We start from the raw sequence: 23787 nt of genomic DNA, 5'->3' as shown, positions 1-23787 counted from the left end.
TGTTTTTTCTATGGCAAAATATAGTGAAGAATTTAAATTGCAGGTGGTACAAGAATATCAAAATGGTCTTCTTGGGTTTAGTTTACTAGCGAAGAAATATGAAATTCCAAATAAATCACAAATCAATAAGTGGGTACTTGCTTATAAGGAATTTGGGGTAGAGGGCTTATCCAGAAAAAAGACAAAGCAGGTTTATTCTGTTCAATTCAAGCTCGATGTATTAAACTTTATGAGACAAACAGGTGCTTCTTATCAAGATACGGCAATTGAATTTAATATGAATAATCCAGCGTTAATAGTGAGTTGGAGCCGCATTTTTTTAAAAGAAGGGATAGAAGGCCTGCAAGAAAAAGCGAAGGGACGGCCTCCTATGTCTAAAAAACCCAAAACCAAACCTACCAAACAAGAAAGTACAATGTCTCGTGAAGAAGAATTAGAACGTGAAAACGAGCTTCTTCGCCTTGAGGTCGCATATCTAAAAAAGTTAAAAGCTTTTCAGGAGAACCCGGATGCCTATCTCGAAAAGTACAAGCTACGTTGGCATTCGAACTCAAGCAAGAAGGATTCCGATTAAAAGATGTACTAAAAATCGTTGAGATTCCTGAAGCGACCTATCATTATCACATCAATCAAATGAACAATGAAGATTCAGATCAGGAATGGAAAACACTGATTTCAGCACTATTTGAAAAGCATGAAGGACGATATGGTTATCGTCGAATCCATGCGGAATTACAAGCGCAGGGACCTGTGATTAATCATAAGAAAGTACAACGAATCATGAAGGAAATGGATTTAAAGTGTGTGAAATTCGTTCGTAAATCTCGTTATAGATCGTATAAAGGCAAAGTAGGTAAAGTCTCAAAAAACCGATTAAACCGCCGATTCAAAACGCCACACGCCTTACAAAAACTTGTGACAGATGTAACAGAACTCAAGTGTACAGGAGAAGAAAAACTATATTTAAGTCCGATTATGGATTTGTACAACTGTGAAATCATTAGCTTTAGTATGTCTAAACGTCCTACACTTGACTTTGTGATGGCATCTTTAGAGCAGGTAATACCGATTATTAAAGCGCACGCAAATTACCGTACAACGATACATTCGGATCAAGGATGGCATTATCAACACAATACTTGGGTGAAGACTTTAAAGCGAAACAAGATATTCCAGAGTATGTCTCGTAAAGCAACGTGTGCAGACAATGCGGCGATGGAAAACTTCTTTGGCTTACTCAAACAAGAAATGTATTACGGTGAAGAATTGATGTCTTATGATGCGTTAAAACAAAGGATTGAAACGTACATCAATTACTATAACAATGAACGGATTAAACAAAAATTAGCCGGCATGAGTCCTGTAAAATATCGAACTCATGCCAGCCAATTAGCTGCATAATAAAAACTCTAACTTTAAGGGGTCACTACCATTTAGACTCTTTTTGTTTTTTAATTGTTGCTCATTTTATAATTAACTGTTACTTTATTTCACATGTGCTTGTAAGAAGCTAACTATACCATCTATTAAGCCCTCCGCTAATGGAAGATCCGGATTTGAATAGGCAGCGATATTTCCTTCTCTATCAGCAGGGGCTTCTTTCAACACATGGTTCATCTTATCAACAATGAGTAAATCTGAATCTTCTTTTGCTTGATGTAATAGCTCTGCATCTTTCACAGAGACTTGAATATCTAAATTTCCATTTACTATTAGTACTGACCCAGTTAACTTTTGCAGTTGTTCCGCTGGATCATATTGAAGCCAGGAAATCATATATGGTTGAACCGATAGGCGGAATACACTTTGCAATTCCTGACTTACTGTCTTTACTTGCTCACCTTGTTTTAATTTTTCAAGAATATTAGTGGATTCTTCCAATAGGTTCTCTGGAAGTTGAGCTTGTAGTTGTTCAAGAAGTATCTGATCAATTGGTCTTCCAGCTCCAGCAATGGAAATGAACGCATCTGCATCTGCTTTATGGCTAGCCACCATTCCAATTAAAGAGCCCTCGCTATGGCCAATTACTCCAACCTTTGAAAAGCGTTCATCACTTTTGGCAAACTGGACCCATGCAGTAGCATCATTAATATATTGATCAAATCGCAAATCTTCTTCCCCGCCTGCTAAGCTCGTATTGATTCCAACTCCCCGCTTGTCATAGCGGATAGTTGCGATCCCATTACCTGCTAACTCCTCAGCAAGCATCTTTAAACTATTATTTTTTCCAGGCAATGCTATCGAGTTTCCGTTTCGATCAGTAGGACCAGAACCAGCAATAATAACCATAAGAGGGAAAGGTCCTTCTCCTTTAGGAATTTCCAATTGACCAGACATGGTTCCATCTTCTACCTTCACTTCTATCAACCTATCTTTTTCTACTTCTTCCTCTTTACTTCCCTTCAACAATTTAAAAGGGAATGCCTGCCCTTGCTGAGTAAATGTTCCCGTTATATTTTCTTGTTCGACTTTACCATTAAAGGTTAAATTCTGACCTTGAATATTCATGCTAAAAAAAACGTCCGATTCATTTAGTTTCACATTTGTTAGTGGGTAGTTGCTTACTCCTTGTACTGGAATACTAATCTTCCCTTTATCTAATTCAAACTCAATGATAATTGGTAAGGGTTGATTGGGAGTATCAATGGTCCCTTCCCATACACCTTCTATGTTTTCTAATGAACCCATCTCTGACGCCTCCTCTTTTTCTTTAACACACGCAGTAAGCAATAAAAAGACAATTGCTAATGAACAAAAAACAATTGATAATCTCCTCATACTAATTCCTCCACTTCTGTTATACAACTAATATAACAGAAGTGGAGTGGATGGTAAAGATAGTAAATTTAAATAAAATTGCAGAAACGCAGATTAAATGGCGCTTCTACTTTTCTCTACTTTAAAAGTCACTAAAACAAATATAGCAAAACTAATCAACAATATCGTGCCGCCTACAATATACGTGATCAACGCAAAGGTCTCATCTATTTGGAAAGGGTGTATAAACTGTAAATACATACCCAATGTCAATCCAATTGCTCCTATAATAGCGGTCGTACCATGGATTGCTACTAGCTTAGGAGACTTAATCTTATATAGTTTATAAAATAGCCCATAAACAAACAATGATAACCATCCCACCAATAAAATATGGGCATGTATAGGACGGAGTGCATAAGATCCCGCTCCTGCCATATGAGAACCTAGATAGGCCCCCAGTAAACCAAATAATGCTCCTGCACGTATTAATCGTAAACTCCATTTTTCTTGCATAATCATTTCCCCCTATTTTTTAATCGTGATTGATAATAACGCTGGTAATAATAACGGTCGAACGATAAACGTATCCAACAGTACACCAACTGCGACGGCAAAACCAAATAGTTTAAGCTCCATGACTGGCTGTGATATTAAAACAGCAAATGTAGCCGCAAGTATTAATCCTGCAGAAGAAATAACACCTCCTGTTTTTTCAACCGTTTTCGCAATCGCTTCCTGTTCCTCATACTGTTTGCGTTCTTCTTTCAATCTACTCATTAACATAATAGAATAATCTACCCCTAGCGCTACCAAAAATACAAATGTATAAAGGGGAATTCGATAACTAAAAGACGTATACCCAAAGAAGAAGTCAAAAGTCCATGTGGAGAATCCTAACGCTGCTCCGAAGGACAGTAAAATGGATAACATCATCAACATCGATGCTCGAATCGATCTAGTTTGTAAAGCAAGCATTAATCCGATCAATACCGTCATTAACCCCATTACGAGTGCCGTATCTCTCTTGTTAATATTACGAATATCTACCTGTTTTACTGTCTCTCCACTTACTATAACCTGTTGATCTTCTAATTTTTCTCTAATCGTTTCCACTTCATTTAGAGCTTCTTTGCTATAAGGATTTACTTTTAATATGATAGAAAACTGTGTGTACTTATTACTTTCTGAAGACGATGGCCTTACCTGACTAACAAGTGGTCTATCTTCTAATTTCTCTTGAACATCTGCAACCACTTTCTCGTCTTTTGATTTTATTAGAATTGTCGTTGGAGCTATTTCTCCTTCTGAAAATGCTTCTCCTAGCTTTGTAAAACCGTCTCTGGAAGATAACTCTTCAGGGAAAGATGCCAGCAAATCATATGAATAAATAATTGTCGTTGAATGCCAAGTGCCAATCCCTAGCAGTAACAAGATCGGTATCGCTACTGTCCATGGTTTTTTCGTACTAACATTACCGGCATTAGCCCAAATTTTAGTTTTAGCTTCTTTCTTTTTTGGTACTTTCACTACCGCAAACAACGCTGGTAATAATGTAAGTCCCGCGATTAACATGATAACTACTGCAATCACAAACACTGGAGCAAAATTACGATACGGTTCATAAACTGCAAAAGCAAGTGTTGCAACACCCGCTAGAATAGTACCTCCACTAAACAATATTGTTTCTCTTGTTCGAGCAAGTGCCACTTTCATATTCTGTTCTTCTTTATAACGGGCATAAAGTAGTAGTGAATAATCAGTAACGACGGCAAACAATAAAATCATCATAATTGAGAGTGCCTGGTTTTCAATCGTAATGGATGTGAATTTCCCAGTAAGACCTATTACTCTATCCACTACTCCATATACAATTCCAGCTCCGATAAGTGGAATGATAGCAAGAATGAGTGAGCGATAAATTACGATTAATATGATAAAAATAATCACTACTGTAGCTAGAAGTAATACTACATCAGCCTGCGAAAAAAGCTCGATTGTATCGCTAGCTATGCCAGCGGGTCCCGTATAATAAGTATTAAAATCTGACGGGATTATATTAGATATATTTTCTTTTATTTCACTTACTTTTTCATGAATCTCTTTGCTTTCTAGCTGTCCTTCTAAAATTAGTGGCACAAAGAAAGTCTTTTTATCTTCGGATACAAAAGAATCTCGTTGCTCCATAGGAATCTTAGAAAACTTCGGAATACTAGAGTAATTTTGTTCCATTAATTCTAATACTCTTTGAATTTCTTCATCATTGGTAGCTTTATTACTTTCAAAAACAATAATTAAAGGTATTCCTTCGTTACTAGAAAAGTTTTCTTTAATAACTTTATCTGCTTGAATGGATAAAGCCGTGTCTGGAAGTCCTGCATTTTTTGATGTACTTGCAACTTCTTTACTGGAAGGAGCAAAGAGTGAAAGTAATCCTACTACCATTAGCCAACTAATGATAATAACTAACCAGTTCCGTTTATTTCTCATATCTGTACCTCCTATTGTATTTCCTTATAAGAGGCACTATACAAGTTGAAAGTGAACGGAAGATGAACAGATAATTACAGCTTTTTTAATCGGATGATTACTTTAGTGCCATGAGGTTCTATACTTTCAAAAGAAAGTTCTCCTTCATGTGATTGAATTACTTCCTGGACAATCGCTAAGCCTAGTCCACTTCCCTCAATTTGCGTTGAACGAGCTTCATCCTCCCTATAAAACCTTTCCGTCCATTGGTTGTATTTTGTCTGCTTATTCCCACTGCCAGTATCTTGAATTGTGGCGATTACACATTCTTCACTTTCTTCTAAAGTAATATGTATTTGCCCCGGAGAACGATTATACTTTATAGCATTAGAAAGAAGATTTTCCCAAACATATTCAAGCATCTCACTTTCACCGTATATATTTACCGGTTTTATCTTTATATTAATAGATATTTCTTTTTCATCGAGTAACCATCTAAACTTTTGAATGACTTCTTTTAACTGTATATCTAGTGAAAAGACTTCTTTTTTTGTACGGCTATTTACTTGATCAAACGAAGTAAGAACTAATAACTGCTTCATAACATTGGAGAGCCGCTTTGACTCTTGTTGAATAATCGTAACGTACTTTAAATGATCATTTCCACTTAGCTCTCCATCTTTCAGTAGATGAGCGTAACCTTGTATATTCAATAGCGGTGTTTGAAAATCATGGGATACCCTAGAGATAAATTCTTTTTTGTAACGATCGCTAGCATCCAGCTGCATTGCCATGTTTCGAACGCTATCTGCAAGTTGTCCTATTTCATCACGCTGATAGACTGGTAACTCTGCATGGAAATCCTCATTTGCAATTCTATTTGTCGCTATTGTCAATTTAGTTAACGGATCAATCATTATCTTCGCAACTATCAACATTGCTATCACACTTAAAATAATCATTATTACTACTAGTCCGCCTAACAACAGATGAATCTCATTAAATAAGAATTTAATATTCGGTCGTTGGAACAGGGCATACTTTTTTCCTTCATAGGTAAATGGCACACCAACCGTGTTCGTTAATTCATTAGAAAAATAACCTGTAATAAATGTTTCTTTAGGGAACTCTCTCATACCGTGGTACGTTTCCCCGTTTATAACATTTTCAACAATTGATGTATTAATCTCCTCAACGCGAAACTCGCCTCCGTAAGCTCTTTCTTCCCCATCCTCGTTTACGATGTATAACTGATATCCAGTATTGCCAATTGAATGGAGAAAGGGGTCCAGTTCATTTATATTAGCCATATTAATACTTTCAACGATTGATTTCGCGACTAATACATTTTTTTCATCATTCTTTTCCTTTAGATTTTGATGGTAGTATGTATTTACTATCATAAATCCTAATGTTCCACTCGATAACATTATGAGCAATGTTATCCAAACGAACTTACTATATAAAGTTCTCATCATATAGACTCTTCCAATTTATAACCAATTCCACGTACTGTAGTAATCTGAATTGCTGTCTCTAATTTAGTTAATCGCTCTCTTATCCTTTTAATATGAACGCTTAATGTTTGTTCGTCTCCTTCAAAATCAACTCCCCACACTGTTTCTATTAATTGATCTCGAGTAAAGACTTGGTTTGGCTTAGAAGCTAATTTGGACAGTAGTTCAAACTCCTTTAAAGGTAAAACTAGTACCTCTTCTCCAACCTGAACCTCGAAGCTTTTCCTATTAATTAACATATTGCCAATCCGAATATTAACATCACTCGTTTTATCATATCTTCTTAAAATAGCGCGGATACGAAATAATAATTCTTTTGGTTCAAACGGTTTTACTAAATAGTCATCCGATCCAGCAATATATCCTTTTTCTTTATCCTCAAGTTTCCCTTTTGCTGTTAAGAGTAATACTGGAATATTATATTGTTCGCGTATTATTTTAGTTAATTGAAAACCATCCATTATAGGCATCATGACATCTATAATTGCTAAATCAGGGAGTTCATGTTCCAATATGTCTAACCCTTCTTTTCCATTTATACCTTTAATAACGCGGTATCCAGATTGAGATAAATAAATAGAGATTAATTCAAGTGTATGTATGTCATCATCTACTGCTAATATTACTACCACTTTGTCCCTCCTATATAAATGTAGTTACTTCATATTCTGTCTGTTAAGTTGTAAAACAGCAAGTAATTAAAATAATTTAATAATCGAATAAAGGAGAGTAACAATAGAACAGTTGAAGGAAATTATAAACTTTAGTAATAGATAAAAAAGCCGCTACCTATAATTCGGTAACGACTTTCAGACTGTAGACAAACTCAATTTTTGGTGCATAGAGTTGTATACTAAAATCGGCAAGGACCACCACTTCGCTTTCCGTGGGCTTGTCTTCAGCCTCCTCGTCCCTGTGAAAACATATGCTCCTGCGGTTACTCGTCGCAAAGACATTGGTCAAACAAAGTTCGACCAATGTCTTTCCTGCGGGGTCTTCTACTCAAGCTGTTCCCACAGGAGTCTTCGTGGTGGTCCTTGCCTTATAAACAACTCCTTAAAGGTTTCCACTATATATACTTTTATTTAGATAAAGCAACCTCTTTAAAGATATTTATTATTACTCATAGCAGTTTTAAAAATATTTTTGTCGTCAAGCTGAAAGTCGTTACCAATTACTCGGTAACGACTTTTCTTTGGTGCCTAGCGACATTTTACTCTCACAGGGGGAGACCCCCAACTACCATCGGCGCAAGAGCTTTACTTCCGTGTCCGGGGCTGCAACAGCAGATAGGCGACAGATTTCTTCGTCAGCCGCACTCGTTCAATTCTCGCGTATGTTATACGCTCCCAGTCTCTCTCGCTTGCTTCCTCGAACTCTTTGCCCCTCTACTTTCTTATAGATATAGACTGCCTACGGCTTATTTATTTATACAAAAAAGCCGCTACCGATAATTCGGTAACGACCTTTTCTTTAGTGCCCAGCGACGTCCTACTCTCACAGGGGGAGACCCCCAACTACCATCGGCGCAAGAGCTTTACTTCCGTGTCCGGGGCTGCGAAAGCAGATAGGCGGCAGATTTCCTTCGTCAGCCGCACTCGTTCAATTCTCGCGTATGTTATACGCTCCGAGTCTCTCTCGCTTGCTTCCTCGAACTCTTTGCCCCTCTACTTTCTCGCATACTTTCTTATAGATATAGACTGCCTACGGCTTATTTATTTATATAAAAAAGCCGCTACCGATAATTCGGTAACGACTTTTTCTTGGTGCCCAGCGACGTCCTACTCTCACAGGGGGAGACCCCCAACTACCATCGGCGCTGAAGAGCTTAACTTCCGTGTTCGGTATGGGAACGGGTGTGACCTCTTCGCCATCATCACTAGACTCATTCGGCTTTCAATATACGGCGCATTGCGTTGTCAACTTCATTCGATCTGTCAGTCACGTACGTTAGTACGTTCCTTCCTTCTCTCACTTGTTTCCTAGCACTGCTTGTATCTTGAAACCCTCATATATTGAGTGTTTGTTCACTCAAAACTGGATAAACGACATTGTTACGTTAAACAAATTTGGTTAAGTCCTCGATCGATTAGTATTCGTCAGCTGCACGTGTCGCCACGCTTCCACCCCGAACCTATCTACCTCATCGTCTTTGAGGGATCTTACTTACTTGCGTAATGGGAAATCTCATCTTGAGGGGGGCTTCGTGCTTAGATGCTTTCAGCACTTATCCCGTCCACACATAGCTACCCAGCGATGCTCTTGGCAGAACAACTGGTACACCAGCGGTGTGTCCATCCCGGTCCTCTCGTACTAAGGACAGCTCCTCTCAAATTTCCTACGCCCACGACGGATAGGGACCGAACTGTCTCACGACGTTCTGAACCCAGCTCGCGTACCGCTTTAATGGGCGAACAGCCCAACCCTTGGGACCGACTACAGCCCCAGGATGCGATGAGCCGACATCGAGGTGCCAAACCTCCCCGTCGATGTGGACTCTTGGGGGAGATAAGCCTGTTATCCCCGGGGTAGCTTTTATCCGTTGAGCGATGGCCCTTCCATGCGGAACCACCGGATCACTAAGCCCGTCTTTCGACCCTGCTCGACTTGTAGGTCTCGCAGTCAAGCTCCCTTCTGCCTTTACACTCTTCGAATGATTTCCAACCATTCTGAGGGAACCTTTGGGCGCCTCCGTTACACTTTAGGAGGCGACCGCCCCAGTCAAACTACCCGCCTGACACTGTCTCCTACCCGGGTTACGGGTATGGGTTAGAATTTCAATACAACCAGGGCAGTATCCCACCGACGCCTCCTCCGAAGCTGGCGCTCCGGGCTCTAAGGCTCCTGCCTATCCTGTACAAGTTGCACCAAAATTCAATATCAAGCTATAGTAAAGCTCCACGGGGTCTTTCCGTCCTGTCGCGGGTAACCTGCATCTTCACAGGTACTATAATTTCACCGAGTCTCTCGTTGAGACAGTGCCCAGATCGTTACGCCTTTCGTGCGGGTCGGAACTTACCCGACAAGGAATTTCGCTACCTTAGGACCGTTATAGTTACGGCCGCCGTTTACTGGGGCTTCAATTCGCACCTTCGCTTGCGCTAAGCACTCCTCTTAACCTTCCAGCACCGGGCAGGCGTCAGCCCCTATACTTCACCTTACGGTTTTGCAGAGACCTGTGTTTTTGCTAAACAGTCGCCTGGGCCTATTCACTGCGGCTCTTCTAGGCTATGCACCCAAAAGAGCACCCCTTCTCCCGAAGTTACGGGGTCATTTTGCCGAGTTCCTTAACGAGAGTTCTCTCGCTCACCTTAGGATTCTCTCCTCGACTACCTGTGTCGGTTTGCGGTACGGGCACCTATCACCTCGCTAGAGGCTTTTCTTGGCAGTGTGAAATCAGGAACTCCGGACATACGTCCTCGCCATCACAGCTCAATGTTACAGAATGCGGATTTGCCTACATTCACACCTTACTGCTTGGACATGCATAACCAACAGCATGCTTACCCTATCCTTCTGCGTCCCCCCATTACTCAAACGGTGGTTTGGTGGTACAGGAATATCAACCTGTTATCCATCGCCTACGCCTATCGGCCTCGGCTTAGGTCCCGACTAACCCTGAGCGGACGAGCCTTCCTCAGGAAACCTTAGTCATACGGTGGACGGGATTCTCACCCGTCTTTCGCTACTCATACCGGCATTCTCACTTCTAAGCGCTCCACCAGTCCTTCCGGTCTGACTTCAACGCCCTTAGAACGCTCTCCTACCACTGATACCAAAGGTATCAATCCACAGCTTCGGTGATTTGTTTAGCCCCGATACATTTTCGGCGCAGCGTCACTCGACCAGTGAGCTATTACGCACTCTTTAAATGATGGCTGCTTCTAAGCCAACATCCTGGTTGTCTAAGCAACGCCACATCCTTTTCCACTTAACAAATACTTTGGGACCTTAGCTGGTGGTCTGGGCTGTTTCCCTCTTGACTACGGATCTTATCACTCGCAGTCTGACTCCCAAACATAAATCATTGGCATTCGGAGTTTGTCTGAATTCGGTAACCCGGGATGGGCCCCTAGTCCAAACAGTGCTCTACCTCCAAGATTCTAACGTTTGAGGCTAGCCCTAAAGCTATTTCGGAGAGAACCAGCTATCTCCAGGTTCGATTGGAATTTCTCCGCTACCCACACCTCATCCCCGCACTTTTCAACGTGCGTGGGTTCGGACCTCCAGTAAGTGTTACCTTACCTTCATCCTGGACATGGGTAGATCACCTGGTTTCGGGTCTACGACCACATACTCATTCGCCCTATTCAGACTCGCTTTCGCTGCGGCTCCGTCTTCTCAACTTAACCTTGCATGTAATCGTAACTCGCCGGTTCATTCTACAAAAGGCACGCTATCACCCATTAACGGGCTCTAACTACTTGTAGGCACACGGTTTCAGGATCTATTTCACTCCCCTTCCGGGGTGCTTTTCACCTTTCCCTCACGGTACTGGTTCACTATCGGTCACTAGGTAGTATTTAGCCTTGGGAGATGGTCCTCCCGGATTCCGACGGAATTTCACGTGTTCCGCCGTACTCAGGATACACTCAAGAGAGAATGAATTTTGGACTACGGGGCTTTTACCCTATCCTGCGGACCTTTCCAGATCGCTTCGTCTAACTCATTCCTTTGTAACTCTATGTAGAGTGTCCTACAACCCCAAGAGGCAAGCCTCTTGGTTTGGGCTATTCCCGTTTCGCTCGCCGCTACTCAGGGAATCGATTTTTCTTTCTCTTCCTCCAGGTACTTAGATGTTTCAGTTCCCTGGGTGTGTCTCAGATGCGCTATGTATTCACGCAAATGTACTGCTCCATTACGAACAGTGGGTTTCCCCATTCGGAAATCTCCGGATCAAAGCTCACTTACAGCTCCCCGAAGCATATCGGTGTTAGTGCCGTCCTTCGTCGACTCCTAGTGCCAAGGCATTCACCGTGCGCCCTTATTAACTTAACCTAAAAGTTAAAAAGTCTTACACGTTGTAATTACGTAAATAATCACAACAGAATTTCTTGTTGTTTATTGTTTCAATGTCGTTTTATCCAGTTTTCAAAGAACAAAGATTTTGTTCCTTTGCGACGAGTAATCGCAGGAGCAAATAATATAATTTGGTGGAGCCTAGCGGGATCGAACCGCTGACCTCCTGCGTGCAAGGCAGGCGCTCTCCCAGCTGAGCTAAGGCCCCGAAACAAAAAAAGGGTATGGTGGGCCTAAATGGACTCGAACCATCGACCTCACGCTTATCAGGCGTGCGCTCTAACCAGCTGAGCTATAGGCCCTCTTTGAATTTCCATATATTAATATGAACATTCAAAACTGAACTGCAAAACGTTAAGATACGAATAAAGATTCGTATTCCGATATTATCCTTAGAAAGGAGGTGATCCAGCCGCACCTTCCGATACGGCTACCTTGTTACGACTTCACCCCAATCATCTGTCCCACCTTCGGCGGCTGGCTCCCGTAAGGGTTACCCCACCGACTTCGGGTGTTACAAACTCTCGTGGTGTGACGGGCGGTGTGTACAAGGCCCGGGAACGTATTCACCGTGGCATGCTGATCCACGATTACTAGCGATTCCGGCTTCATGTAGGCGAGTTGCAGCCTACAATCCGAACTGAGAACGGTTTTATGGGATTTGCTCACCCTCGCGGGGTTGCGACCCTCTGTACCGTCCATTGTAGCACGTGTGTAGCCCAGGTCATAAGGGGCATGATGATTTGACGTCATCCCCACCTTCCTCCGGTTTATCACCGGCAGTCACCTTAGAGTGCCCAACTGAATGCTGGCAACTAAGATCAAGGGTTGCGCTCGTTGCGGGACTTAACCCAACATCTCACGACACGAGCTGACGACAACCATGCACCACCTGTCACCGCTGTCCCCGAAGGGAAAAACCTATCTCTAGGCCGGTCAGCGGGATGTCAAGACCTGGTAAGGTTCTTCGCGTTGCTTCGAATTAAACCACATGCTCCACCGCTTGTGCGGGCCCCCGTCAATTCCTTTGAGTTTCAGTCTTGCGACCGTACTCCCCAGGCGGAGTGCTTAATGCGTTAGCTGCAGCACTAAGGGGCGGAAACCCCCTAACACTTAGCACTCATCGTTTACGGCGTGGACTACCAGGGTATCTAATCCTGTTTGCTCCCCACGCTTTCGCGCCTCAGCGTCAGTTACAGACCAGAAAGCCGCCTTCGCCACTGGTGTTCCTCCAAATCTCTACGCATTTCACCGCTACACTTGGAATTCCGCTTTCCTCTTCTGTACTCAAGTCCCCCAGTTTCCAATGACCTTCCACGGTTGAGCCGTGGGATTTCACATCAGACTTAAAGGACCGCCTGCGCGCGCTTTACGCCCAATAATTCCGGACAACGCTTGCCACCTACGTATTACCGCGGCTGCTGGCACGTAGTTAGCCGTGGCTTTCTAATGAGGTACCGTCAAGGTACGAGCAGTTACTCTCGTACTTGTTCTTCCCTCACAACAGAGTTTTACGATCCGAAAACCTTCTTCACTCACGCGGCATTGCTCCATCAGACTTTCGTCCATTGTGGAAGATTCCCTACTGCTGCCTCCCGTAGGAGTCTGGGCCGTGTCTCAGTCCCAGTGTGGCCGATCACCCTCTCAGGTCGGCTACGCATCGTCGCCTTGGTGAGCCGTTACCTCACCAACTAGCTAATGCGCCGCGGGCCCATCCTGTAGTGACAGCCGAAACCGTCTTTTAACATCTCCCCATGTGAGGAAATGGATTATTCGGTATTAGCCCCGGTTTCCCGGAGTTATCCCAATCTACAGGGCAGGTTGCCCACGTGTTACTCACCCGTCCGCCGCTAAATCAGAAGAAGCAAGCTTCTTCGTCATTCGCTCGACTTGCATGTATTAGGCATGCCGCCAGCGTTCGTCCTGAGCCAGGATCAAACTCTCCATAATAGAGAACTTAAAAAGCTCATTTTGTTTTGCTGGCATCATCATTAAATGATGTCAAAATTGTTTTGCTATCAGACTAACAAAGTTAGTTGATAGGCTGTATGTCTTAACGTTTTGCATGTTCAGTTTTCAATGTTCATGGTGGAGCCTAGCGGGATCGAACCGCTGACCTCCTGCGTGCAAGGCAGGCGCTCTCCCAGCTGAGCTAAGGCCCCAAAAAGTAATAACTGGTCGGGAAGACAGGATTCGAACCTGCGACCCCTTGGTCCCAAACCAAGTGCTCTACCAAGCTGAGCTACTTCCCGTTATATGGTGCGCTCGGCAGGACTCGAACCTGCAACCTCTTGATTCGTAGTCAAGTGCTCTATCCAATTGAGCTACGAGCGCAATATTTCATAAAAGTGGTGCCGAGGACCGGAATCGAACCGGTACGGTAGTCACCTACCGCAGGATTTTAAGTCCTGTGCGTCTGCCAGTTCCGCCACCCCGGCACTTTAATGAATCTTTGGAGCGGAAGACGAGGTTCGAACTCGCGACCCCCACCTTGGCAAGGTGGTGTTCTACCACTGAACTACTTCCGCTCGGTTATTAAATTAAATGGTGCGGGTGAAGGGAGTCGAACCCCCACGCCTTGCGGCGCTAGATCCTAAGTCTAGTGCGTCTGCCAGTTCCGCCACACCCGCATACATAATTCACTTAAAAAGTGATGAGCCATGTAGGATTCGAACCTACGACCCTCTGATTAAAAGTCAGATGCTCTACCAACTGAGCTAATGGCTCTAAAAATGGTGCCGGAGAAAGGACTTGAACCCTCAACCTACTGATTACAAGTCAGTTGCTCTACCAGTTGAGCTACTCCGGCAGGAGTAAATATATGGTGGAGGATGACGGGCTCGAACCGCCGACCCTCTGCTTGTAAGGCAGATGCTCTCCCAGCTGAGCTAATCCTCCATGGGAAATATAATTTTATTACAAGCCCAGCGACGTCCTACTCTCACAGGGGGAGACCCCCAACTACCATCGGCGCTGAAGAGCTTAACTTCCGTGTTCGGTATGGGAACGGGTGTGACCTCTTCGCCATCATCACTAGACTTGAATACTTTTGAAAGACATGCTTTATTATAACAACTCTGTAGAATTTTTCAAGGGTTATTTAATAAAAAATTTATTCTTTCAAAACTGGATAAACGACATTGTTACGTTAAACAAATTTGGTTAAGTCCTCGATCGATTAGTATTCGTCAGCTGCACGTGTCGCCACGCTTCCACCCCGAACCTATCTACCTCATCGTCTTTGAGGGATCTTACTTACTTGCGTAATGGGAAATCTCATCTTGAGGGGGGCTTCGTGCTTAGATGCTTTCAGCACTTATCCCGTCCACACATAGCTACCCAGCGATGCTCTTGGCAGAACAACTGGTACACCAGCGGTGTGTCCATCCCGGTCCTCTCGTACTAAGGACAGCTCCTCTCAAATTTCCTACGCCCACGACGGATAGGGACCGAACTGTCTCACGACGTTCTGAACCCAGCTCGCGTACCGCTTTAATGGGCGAACAGCCCAACCCTTGGGACCGACTACAGCCCCAGGATGCGATGAGCCGACATCGAGGTGCCAAACCTCCCCGTCGATGTGGACTCTTGGGGGAGATAAGCCTGTTATCCCCGGGGTAGCTTTTATCCGTTGAGCGATGGCCCTTCCATGCGGAACCACCGGATCACTAAGCCCGTCTTTCGACCCTGCTCGACTTGTAGGTCTCGCAGTCAAGCTCCCTTCTGCCTTTACACTCTTCGAATGATTTCCAACCATTCTGAGGGAACCTTTGGGCGCCTCCGTTACACTTTAGGAGGCGACCGCCCCAGTCAAACTACCCGCCTGACACTGTCTCCTACCCGGGTTACGGGTATGGGTTAGAATTTCAATACAACCAGGGCAGTATCCCACCGACGCCTCCTCCGAAGCTGGCGCTCCGGGCTCTAAGGCTCCTGCCTATCCTGTACAAGTTGCACCAAAATTCAATATCAAGCTATAGTAAAGCTCCACGGGGTCTTTCCGTCCTGTCGCGGGTAACCTGCATCTTCACAGGTACTATAATTTCACCGAGTCTCTCGTTGAGACAGTGCCCAGATCGTTACGCCTTTCGTGCGGGTCGGAACTTACCCGACAAGGAATTTCGCTACCTTAGGACCGTTATAGTTACGGCCGCCGTTTACTGGGGCTTCAATTCGCACCTTCGCTTGCGCTAAGCACTCCTCTTAACCTTCCAGCACCGGGCAGGCGTCAGCCCCTATACTTCACCTTACGGTTTTGCAGAGACCTGTGTTTTTGCTAAACAGTCGCCTGGGCCTATTCACTGCGGCTCTTCTAGGCTATGCACCCAAAAGAGCACCCCTTCTCCCGAAGTTACGGGGTCATTTTGCCGAGTTCCTTAACGAGAGTTCTCTCGCTCACCTTAGGATTCTCTCCTCGACTACCTGTGTCGGTTTGCGGTACGGGCACCTATCACCTCGCTAGAGGCTTTTCTTGGCAGTGTGAAATCAGGAACTCCGGACATACGTCCTCGCCATCACAGCTCAATGTTACAGAATGCGGATTTGCCTACATTCACACCTTACTGCTTGGACATGCATAACCAACAGCATGCTTACCCTATCCTTCTGCGTCCCCCCATTACTCAAACGGTGGTTTGGTGGTACAGGAATATCAACCTGTTATCCATCGCCTACGCCTATCGGCCTCGGCTTAGGTCCCGACTAACCCTGAGCGGACGAGCCTTCCTCAGGAAACCTTAGTCATACGGTGGACGGGATTCTCACCCGTCTTTCGCTACTCATACCGGCATTCTCACTTCTAAGCGCTCCACCAGTCCTTCCGGTCTGACTTCAACGCCCTTAGAACGCTCTCCTACCACTGATACCAAAGGTATCAATCCACAGCTTCGGTGATTTGTTTAGCCCCGATACATTTTCGGCGCAGCGTCACTCGACCAGTGAGCTATTACGCACTCTTTAAATGATGGCTGCTTCTAAGCCAACATCCTGGTTGTCTAAGCAACGCCACATCCTTTTCCACTTAACAAATACTTTGGGACCTTAGCTGGTGGTCTGGGCTGTTTCCCTCTTGACTACGGATCTTATCACTCGCAGTCTGACTCCCAAACATAAATCATTGGCATTCGGAGTTTGTCTGAATTCGGTAACCCGGGATGGGCCCCTAGTCCAAACAGTGCTCTACCTCCAAGATTCTAACGTTTGAGGCTAGCCCTAAAGCTATTTCGGAGAGAACCAGCTATCTCCAGGTTCGATTGGAATTTCTCCGCTACCCACACCTCATCCCCGCACTTTTCAACGTGCGTGGGTTCGGACCTCCAGTAAGTGTTACCTTACCTTCATCCTGGACATGGGTAGATCACCTGGTTTCGGGTCTACGACCACATACTCATTCGCCCTATTCAGACTCGCTTTCGCTGCGGCTCCGTCTTCTCAACTTAACCTTGCATGTAATCGTAACTCGCCGGTTCATTCTACAAAAGGCACGCTATCACCCATTAACGGGCTCTAACTACTTGTAGGCACACGGTTTCAGGATCTATTTCACTCCCCTTCCGGGGTGCTTTTCACCTTTCCCTCACGGTACTGGTTCACTATCGGTCACTAGGTAGTATTTAGCCTTGGGAGATGGTCCTCCCGGATTCCGACGGAATTTCACGTGTTCCGCCGTACTCAGGATACACTCAAGAGAGAATGAATTTTGGACTACGGGGCTTTTACCCTATCCTGCGGACCTTTCCAGATCGCTTCGTCTAACTCATTCCTTTGTAACTCTATGTAGAGTGTCCTACAACCCCAAGAGGCAAGCCTCTTGGTTTGGGCTATTCCCGTTTCGCTCGCCGCTACTCAGGGAATCGATTTTTCTTTCTCTTCCTCCAGGTACTTAGATGTTTCAGTTCCCTGGGTGTGTCTCAGATGCGCTATGTATTCACGCAAATGTACTGCTCCATTACGAACAGTGGGTTTCCCCATTCGGAAATCTCCGGATCAAAGCTCACTTACAGCTCCCCGAAGCATATCGGTGTTAGTGCCGTCCTTCGTCGACTCCTAGTGCCAAGGCATTCACCGTGCGCCCTTATTAACTTAACCTAAAAGTTAAAAAGTCTTACACGTTGTGATTACGTAAATAATCACAACAGAATTTCTTGTTGTTTATTGTTTCAATGTCGTTTTATCCAGTTTTCAAAGAACAAAGGTTTACTCACTTTGCGACGAGTAATCGCAGGAGCAAGAGTTGAATCTTCATATAAAAATGAACATTCAAAACTGAACTGCAAAACGTTAAGATACGAATAAAGATTCGTATTCCGATATTATCCTTAGAAAGGAGGTGATCCAGCCGCACCTTCCGATACGGCTACCTTGTTACGACTTCACCCCAATCATCTGTCCCACCTTCGGCGGCTGGCTCCCGTAAGGGTTACCCCACCGACTTCGGGTGTTACAAACTCTCGTGGTGTGACGGGCGGTGTGTACAAGGCCCGGGAACGTATTCACCGTGGCATGCTGATCCACGATTACTAGCGATTCCGGCTTCATGTAGGCGAGTTGCAGCCTACAATCCGAACTGAGAACGGTTTTATGGGATTTGCTCACCCTCGCGGGGTTGCGACCCTCTGTACCGTCCATTGTAGCACGTGTGTAGCCCAGGTCATAAGGGGCATGATGATTTGACGTCATCCCCACCTTCCTCCGGTTTATCACCGGCAGTCACCTTAGAGTGCCCAACTGAATGCTGGCAACTAAGATCAAGGGTTGCGCTCGTTGCGGGACTTAACCCAACATCTCACGACACGAGCTGACGACAACCATGCACCACCTGTCACCGCTGTCCCCGAAGGGAAAAACCTATCTCTAGGCCGGTCAGCGGGATGTCAAGACCTGGTAAGGTTCTTCGCGTTGCTTCGAATTAAACCACATGCTCCACCGCTTGTGCGGGCCCCCGTCAATTCCTTTGAGTTTCAGTCTTGCGACCGTACTCCCCAGGCGGAGTGCTTAATGCGTTAGCTGCAGCACTAAGGGGCGGAAACCCCCTAACACTTAGCACTCATCGTTTACGGCGTGGACTACCAGGGTATCTAATCCTGTTTGCTCCCCACGCTTTCGCGCCTCAGCGTCAGTTACAGACCAGAAAGCCGCCTTCGCCACTGGTGTTCCTCCAAATCTCTACGCATTTCACCGCTACACTTGGAATTCCGCTTTCCTCTTCTGTACTCAAGTCCCCCAGTTTCCAATGACCTTCCACGGTTGAGCCGTGGGATTTCACATCAGACTTAAAGGACCGCCTGCGCGCGCTTTACGCCCAATAATTCCGGACAACGCTTGCCACCTACGTATTACCGCGGCTGCTGGCACGTAGTTAGCCGTGGCTTTCTAATGAGGTACCGTCAAGGTACGAGCAGTTACTCTCGTACTTGTTCTTCCCTCACAACAGAGTTTTACGATCCGAAAACCTTCTTCACTCACGCGGCATTGCTCCATCAGACTTTCGTCCATTGTGGAAGATTCCCTACTGCTGCCTCCCGTAGGAGTCTGGGCCGTGTCTCAGTCCCAGTGTGGCCGATCACCCTCTCAGGTCGGCTACGCATCGTCGCCTTGGTGAGCCGTTACCTCACCAACTAGCTAATGCGCCGCGGGCCCATCCTGTAGTGACAGCGAGATGCCGTCTTTTAACATCTCCCCATGTGAGGAAATGGATTATTCGGTATTAGCCCCGGTTTCCCGGAGTTATCCCAATCTACAGGGCAGGTTGCCCACGTGTTACTCACCCGTCCGCCGCTAAATCAGAAGAAGCAAGCTTCTTCGTCATTCGCTCGACTTGCATGTATTAGGCATGCCGCCAGCGTTCGTCCTGAGCCAGGATCAAACTCTCCATAATAGAGAACTTAAAAAGCTCATTTTGTTTTGCTGGCATCATCATTAAATGATGTCAAAATTGTTTTGCTATCAGACTAACAAAGTTAGTTGATAGGCTGTATGTCTTAACGTTTTGCATGTTCAGTTTTCAATGTTCAGTTCGTTATGTCGTTTTGGCGACTTTAATATCATATCAAATCTCGATATCGTTGTCAACAACTTTTTTTATTTGTTTTTCGTGTAAGTCACTAATGAAAATGACAACTTGATAACTATACCACCTGTAAATAGTTATGGCAAGTGGTTTTCTCAACTTTTTATAAAAAACTTTTAAAGCTCGTAATATACACAATATGTAGCGGAATTATAAAAAGAGAGCCACTACCAATAGTAGTAACTCCCAATTCACATTCTTCTATCTTAATCTTTATGACGCATTGTTGGGAATAACAGTACATCACGGATAGATGCTGAATTAGTTAACAACATCACTAATCGGTCTATTCCGATACCAAGACCACCTGTTGGCGGCATACCATATTCCAACGCTTCTAAGAAATCTTCATCCATTTCATGAGCTTCATCGTTACCAGCTTCTTTTTCTACCATTTGTGCTTCAAAACGCTGACGCTGATCAATAGGATCGTTTAACTCTGTAAAAGCATTTGCATGTTCACGACGTACGATAAATAATTCAAAGCGATCAGTAAATCGACCGTCTTCTGGATTTTTCTTCGCAAGTGGCGATACTTCTACTGGATGACCAAAGATAAATGTTGGTTGCACTAATGTTTCTTCTACTTTTTGTTCGAAGAATTCATTTAACACATGTCCTACTTCCATAGAAGGTTTCACTTCTACTCCATGTTCCTTAGCTAATGCGTGTGCCTCTTCCTTCGTTAGCTCTGCCCAGAAATCAACACCCGTAGTTTCTTTCACCGCATCAGCCATATGCCAACGTCTCCAACCTGGAGCAAGATTAATCTGATCTTCTCCGTAAGTTACTGTAGTCGTCCCTAAAACATCTTGGGCTACATGAGCAACTAGGTTCTCCGTTAAATTCATAATATCATTGTAGTCTGCATAAGCCTCATATAATTCAATCATTGTAAACTCTGGGTTATGACGCGTAGAGACCCCTTCATTACGGAATACTCGACCAATTTCATACACTTTCTCTAACCCACCAACAATAAGGCGTTTTAAGTGCAATTCAATTGCGATACGCATATATAGTTCCATATCTAGCGCATTATGATGAGTGATGAAAGGACGAGCTGCTGCTCCACCTGCTATTGTATGTAGCATTGGTGTCTCCACCTCTAAATAACCTTCGTTATCTAAGTAACGACGCATAGCACGAATTATACGACTTCTAGTAATAAACGTATTTTTACTTTCTTCACTTGTCATTAAATCTAAGTAGCGTTGACGGTAACGTTGCTCCACATCTTTTAAGCCATGGAATTTCTCTGGCATCGGGCGTAGAGATTTTGTTAGGAAAGTAAATTCAGTCGCTTTTACAGATAGCTCTCCAACTTGTGTACGGAATACATTTCCACGGACACCAACGATATCACCTAGGTCAGCAGTATTAAATAATTCGTATGCATCATCACCAATTGCATCTTTACGTACATAAATTTGAATTTGGCCACCAAGATCTTGAATATGAGCAAATCCGGCTTTCCCTTTTCCACGCTTAGTCATAATACGACCAGCAATGACTACTTCATGTAGATTTTCTTCTAGTTGTTCTTTTGTATATTGATCGAACTCAGTAACTACTTCATTACTTAAATGTGAACGCACGAATTTACTACCAAAAGCATCTAGCCCTTTTTCTTGTATTGCAGTCATCTTTTGTCTTCTCACCAAAAGTTGATCGTTTAATTCTTCCATATTAGACATATTCGTCACTCCTCCACTACCTATTATCCGCAATTACATTTCACGTTGCATTTATTGTACACAATTTCTGCATTCTAATCATCTTTTTCTAATAGAAGAAAACTTTTTCTATTATTCTGTTATTGAATCGCAACGAAAAAAGCTGCCACCTATAGTGACAGCCCTTTGTTTTACAATTAGATCACGATAGATTTTACATCTTCATATTCTTTAGAAGATTCTTCTGCAAAGAAACGCAAATAGTCTCTTAACTCTTGTGCAGATTCTGTTTGGTTAATCTTGTTTCTTGCTGTTCCATTTCCGCGAATACCTTTTAAGTACCAAGATGCATGTTTGCGCATTTCTCTAACTGCTATATTTTCACCTTTTAAAGCCACTAAGCGATCAAAGTGAAGTAAGCATATGTCCATCTTTTCTTGTACTGTAGGTTCTGGTTTTAGCAGACCAGATTCCAAGTACTCTACCGTACGATAAATCATCCATGGATCACCAAGTGCTGCGCGACCAATCATCACTGCATCTACGCCCGTTTCATCTAGCATACGTTTTGCATCTTGAGGTGTATTTACGTCACCATTTCCGATAACAGGAATATCCACCGCCTCTTTCACTTGACGTATTAAATCCCAATTTGCATGGCCTTCATACATTTGAACGCGTGTACGACCATGTACAGCTACCGCTGATCCACCAGCACGCTCGATTGCTTGGGCGTTTTCCACCATATAAAGATGTTCTTCATCCCAACCAGTACGCATTTTAACACTAACAGGCTTTTTAACGCTATCCACTACTGCCGCTACCATTTCATAAATCTTGTTAGGATCCAGAAGCATTCTAGCTCCCGCTTCACACTTAATGATTTTGTTGACGGGGCAGCCCATGTTGATATCAATGATATCCGCTGACGTATGTTGGTCAACATATTTAGCTGCCTCTACAAGTGTTTCTTTTTCTCCACCGAAAATTTGAAGTGACAGCGGATTTTCACGCTCGTCAATATAAAGCATGCTCAATGTTTTTTCGTTTTTTTGTACGATTCCTTTGTCAGAGATCATCTCCGCATATACTAAACCCGCTCCAAATTCTTTTACAGTCAATCGGAATGCAGAGTTACAAATTCCAGCCATTGGTGCTAACACTACTCGGTTATCCATTACGTGATTACCTATTTTAAATGGTTTTGTTGATGCATTTGTCATCATTATTCACCTACCTTTGTTTCTCCCTTTAATTCTCCTACTTGTATATGAAGTAACGAGGCAATTTTTTCTAATTGCTCTTCACTCGGAACTCGTTTACCTTGCTCTATTTGACCAAGTATAGACACAGACATATCCATTTCTTTTGCAAGTTCAACTTGCTTTACCATTTTTAACCTGCGAAATGCACGAATGCGCCGACCCCATCGAATGTTTTCCATAAATGGACGCCTTCTTTCTGAACATGCGCAACATCTGATATTAACCGCTTAGATTGTGGATCTACTAAATTAGCTTGTAATTCCACAAGAGGTATAAGCACGAAACCTCTTTCCATCATCCGAGGATGTGGGATAATAAGGTCCGCCGTTTTCATATTCTCTTCATTATACAACAAAATGTCAAGGTCTACGGTTCGAGGTCCCCAATGAATCTCTCTAGTCCGCCCTAGTCCAGCCTCTATTTCATTGCACTTTTTTAATATTTCATGCGGAGTCAATAAAGTTTCGATTTCCACTACCATATTCAAAAATGCCGCTTGCTCCTCATACCCAACCGGGTCTGTCTCATAAACTGAAGATACATTGACTACATTCACCTGTTCGACCTGTTGCAACAAACCTACCGCCTGCTGAAGATACCCAAAACGATTCCCTATATTTGACCCAAGCGATATAAAAACAGTGTTCATCATAATGTCCCTCTAGTAATATCGACAGCTACAGAAGCATAGTGTCCGACAATTGGGGGGTTCGGTTTTACCAATTGGATACGACAGCCACTAACCTTGGCTGCATATGTATGCAAGATGGACGAAGCAATTTTTTCCGCAACTGCTTCTATTAATAAATATGGTCTACCTCCTACTATTTCTTTGCATAATTCAAAAACCTCTGCGTAATTTACAGTTTCCTCTAAATTATCGGTTTCACCAGCTCTTTTTAAATCACACGCTAAGGTGATGGTCACCCGAAAAATTTGACCTAGCTTCGTTTCCTCTGGTAACGCTCCGTGAAATCCGTAAAATTCTAAATCATTCAAATGTATATAATCCATTT

At 43.8% G+C, this 23787-nt stretch carries 12 protein-coding genes, 11 tRNA genes and 6 rRNA genes; 2 read left to right on the top strand and 27 right to left on the bottom strand.

What is annotated here, in order from left to right; translation table 11 throughout:
* The first annotated feature begins 10 nt into the window (after window positions 1-10).
* Both ACQCPR_RS00560 and ACQCPR_RS00555 read left to right on the top strand, forming a co-directional pair.
* Window positions 11-574: a transposase gene (locus ACQCPR_RS00560; RefSeq protein ID WP_427137909.1), complete on the top strand. Its 564-nt coding sequence runs from the start codon at window positions 11-13 to the stop codon at window positions 572-574.
* Complete coding sequence (locus ACQCPR_RS00555) at window positions 538-1401, top strand: IS3 family transposase (RefSeq protein WP_427137908.1); 864 nt, start codon at window positions 538-540, stop codon at window positions 1399-1401. Before ACQCPR_RS00560 ends, ACQCPR_RS00555 begins: the two co-directional genes overlap by 37 nt.
* A gap of 84 nt (window positions 1402-1485) precedes the next feature.
* Here ACQCPR_RS00555 and ACQCPR_RS00550 read toward each other — a convergent pair whose 3' ends face one another.
* The 27 genes from ACQCPR_RS00550 to folB form a co-directional block, all read right to left on the bottom strand.
* Entirely contained in the window at window positions 1486-2778 is a 1293-nt protein-coding gene (locus ACQCPR_RS00550) for an alpha/beta hydrolase family protein (protein ID WP_427137907.1), read from the bottom strand.
* A gap of 93 nt (window positions 2779-2871) precedes the next feature.
* Window positions 2872-3273, bottom strand: a complete 402-nt coding sequence (locus tag ACQCPR_RS00545; protein ID WP_090570543.1) for a hypothetical protein — start codon at window positions 3271-3273, stop codon at window positions 2872-2874.
* A 12-nt stretch (window positions 3274-3285) separates the two neighbouring features.
* A complete protein-coding gene (locus ACQCPR_RS00540; protein WP_427137906.1) occupies window positions 3286-5247 on the bottom strand; it encodes an MMPL family transporter in 1962 nt (653 codons plus the stop codon).
* Window positions 5248-5321: 74 nt separating this feature from the next.
* Window positions 5322-6704 carry an ATP-binding protein gene (locus ACQCPR_RS00535; protein ID WP_427137905.1) on the bottom strand — a complete coding sequence of 461 codons (1383 nt, stop codon included), beginning with the start codon at window positions 6702-6704 and terminating at the stop codon, window positions 5322-5324.
* Complete coding sequence (locus ACQCPR_RS00530) at window positions 6701-7375, bottom strand: response regulator transcription factor (protein ID WP_090570538.1); 675 nt, start codon at window positions 7373-7375, stop codon at window positions 6701-6703. Before ACQCPR_RS00530 ends, ACQCPR_RS00535 begins: the two co-directional genes overlap by 4 nt.
* A gap of 1136 nt (window positions 7376-8511) precedes the next feature.
* Window positions 8512-8627, bottom strand: a 5S ribosomal RNA gene (rrf, locus tag ACQCPR_RS00525).
* Window positions 8628-8812: 185 nt separating this feature from the next.
* Window positions 8813-11741: ribosomal RNA gene (locus tag ACQCPR_RS00520) — 23S ribosomal RNA — on the bottom strand.
* Window positions 11742-11894: 153 nt separating this feature from the next.
* Window positions 11895-11970, bottom strand: a tRNA-Ala gene (locus ACQCPR_RS00515).
* 17 nt (window positions 11971-11987) lie between these two features.
* A tRNA-Ile gene (locus tag ACQCPR_RS00510) sits at window positions 11988-12064 on the bottom strand.
* Window positions 12065-12158: 94 nt separating this feature from the next.
* Window positions 12159-13712 (bottom strand): 16S ribosomal RNA (locus tag ACQCPR_RS00505).
* Between the two features lie 136 nt (window positions 13713-13848).
* A tRNA-Ala gene (locus ACQCPR_RS00500) sits at window positions 13849-13924 on the bottom strand.
* 13 nt (window positions 13925-13937) lie between these two features.
* Window positions 13938-14014: transfer RNA gene (locus tag ACQCPR_RS00495), tRNA-Pro, on the bottom strand.
* Window positions 14015-14019: 5 nt separating this feature from the next.
* Window positions 14020-14096 (bottom strand) — tRNA-Arg (locus ACQCPR_RS00490).
* 15 nt (window positions 14097-14111) lie between these two features.
* Window positions 14112-14200, bottom strand: a tRNA-Leu gene (locus ACQCPR_RS00485).
* Window positions 14201-14215: 15 nt separating this feature from the next.
* Window positions 14216-14290, bottom strand: a tRNA-Gly gene (locus ACQCPR_RS00480).
* 17 nt (window positions 14291-14307) lie between these two features.
* A tRNA-Leu gene (locus tag ACQCPR_RS00475) sits at window positions 14308-14392 on the bottom strand.
* A 24-nt stretch (window positions 14393-14416) separates the two neighbouring features.
* A tRNA-Lys gene (locus ACQCPR_RS00470) sits at window positions 14417-14489 on the bottom strand.
* Between the two features lie 6 nt (window positions 14490-14495).
* Window positions 14496-14571, bottom strand: a tRNA-Thr gene (locus ACQCPR_RS00465).
* A 13-nt stretch (window positions 14572-14584) separates the two neighbouring features.
* Window positions 14585-14660 (bottom strand) — tRNA-Val (locus ACQCPR_RS00460).
* A gap of 24 nt (window positions 14661-14684) precedes the next feature.
* Window positions 14685-14800: ribosomal RNA gene (gene rrf / locus ACQCPR_RS00455) — 5S ribosomal RNA — on the bottom strand.
* 120 nt (window positions 14801-14920) lie between these two features.
* A 23S ribosomal RNA gene (locus tag ACQCPR_RS00450) occupies window positions 14921-17849 on the bottom strand.
* A gap of 234 nt (window positions 17850-18083) precedes the next feature.
* Window positions 18084-19638 (bottom strand): 16S ribosomal RNA (locus ACQCPR_RS00445).
* Together the 16S, 23S and 5S rRNA genes with 11 tRNA genes alongside form the textbook arrangement of a ribosomal RNA operon.
* Before the next feature lie 398 nt (window positions 19639-20036).
* Window positions 20037-21527, bottom strand: a complete 1491-nt coding sequence (gene lysS, locus ACQCPR_RS00440) for a lysine--tRNA ligase (RefSeq protein WP_340878691.1) — start codon at window positions 21525-21527, stop codon at window positions 20037-20039.
* A gap of 176 nt (window positions 21528-21703) precedes the next feature.
* The gene (dusB, locus tag ACQCPR_RS00435) at window positions 21704-22729 is read right to left on the bottom strand and encodes a tRNA dihydrouridine synthase DusB (protein ID WP_090570879.1); all 1026 of its coding nucleotides are present in this window, start codon (window positions 22727-22729) and stop codon (window positions 21704-21706) included.
* A 2-nt stretch (window positions 22730-22731) separates the two neighbouring features.
* Complete coding sequence (locus ACQCPR_RS00430) at window positions 22732-22899, bottom strand: helix-turn-helix transcriptional regulator (RefSeq protein WP_336286020.1); 168 nt, start codon at window positions 22897-22899, stop codon at window positions 22732-22734.
* Between the two features lie 2 nt (window positions 22900-22901).
* Window positions 22902-23423 carry a 2-amino-4-hydroxy-6-hydroxymethyldihydropteridine diphosphokinase gene (gene folK / locus ACQCPR_RS00425; RefSeq protein WP_090570872.1) on the bottom strand — a complete coding sequence of 174 codons (522 nt, stop codon included), beginning with the start codon at window positions 23421-23423 and terminating at the stop codon, window positions 22902-22904.
* A complete protein-coding gene (gene folB / locus ACQCPR_RS00420; protein ID WP_427137904.1) occupies window positions 23420-23785 on the bottom strand; it encodes a dihydroneopterin aldolase in 366 nt (121 codons plus the stop codon). The genes folK and folB overlap by 4 nt, the downstream gene beginning before the upstream one ends.
* Between the last annotated feature and the right edge of the window lie 2 nt (window positions 23786-23787).

It is taken from the genome of Psychrobacillus psychrodurans, from assembly GCF_050209195.1.
In the GTDB taxonomy this organism is placed as follows: domain Bacteria; phylum Bacillota; class Bacilli; order Bacillales_A; family Planococcaceae; genus Psychrobacillus; species Psychrobacillus psychrodurans.
This window is presented reverse-complemented; position numbering and strand designations above follow the sequence as displayed.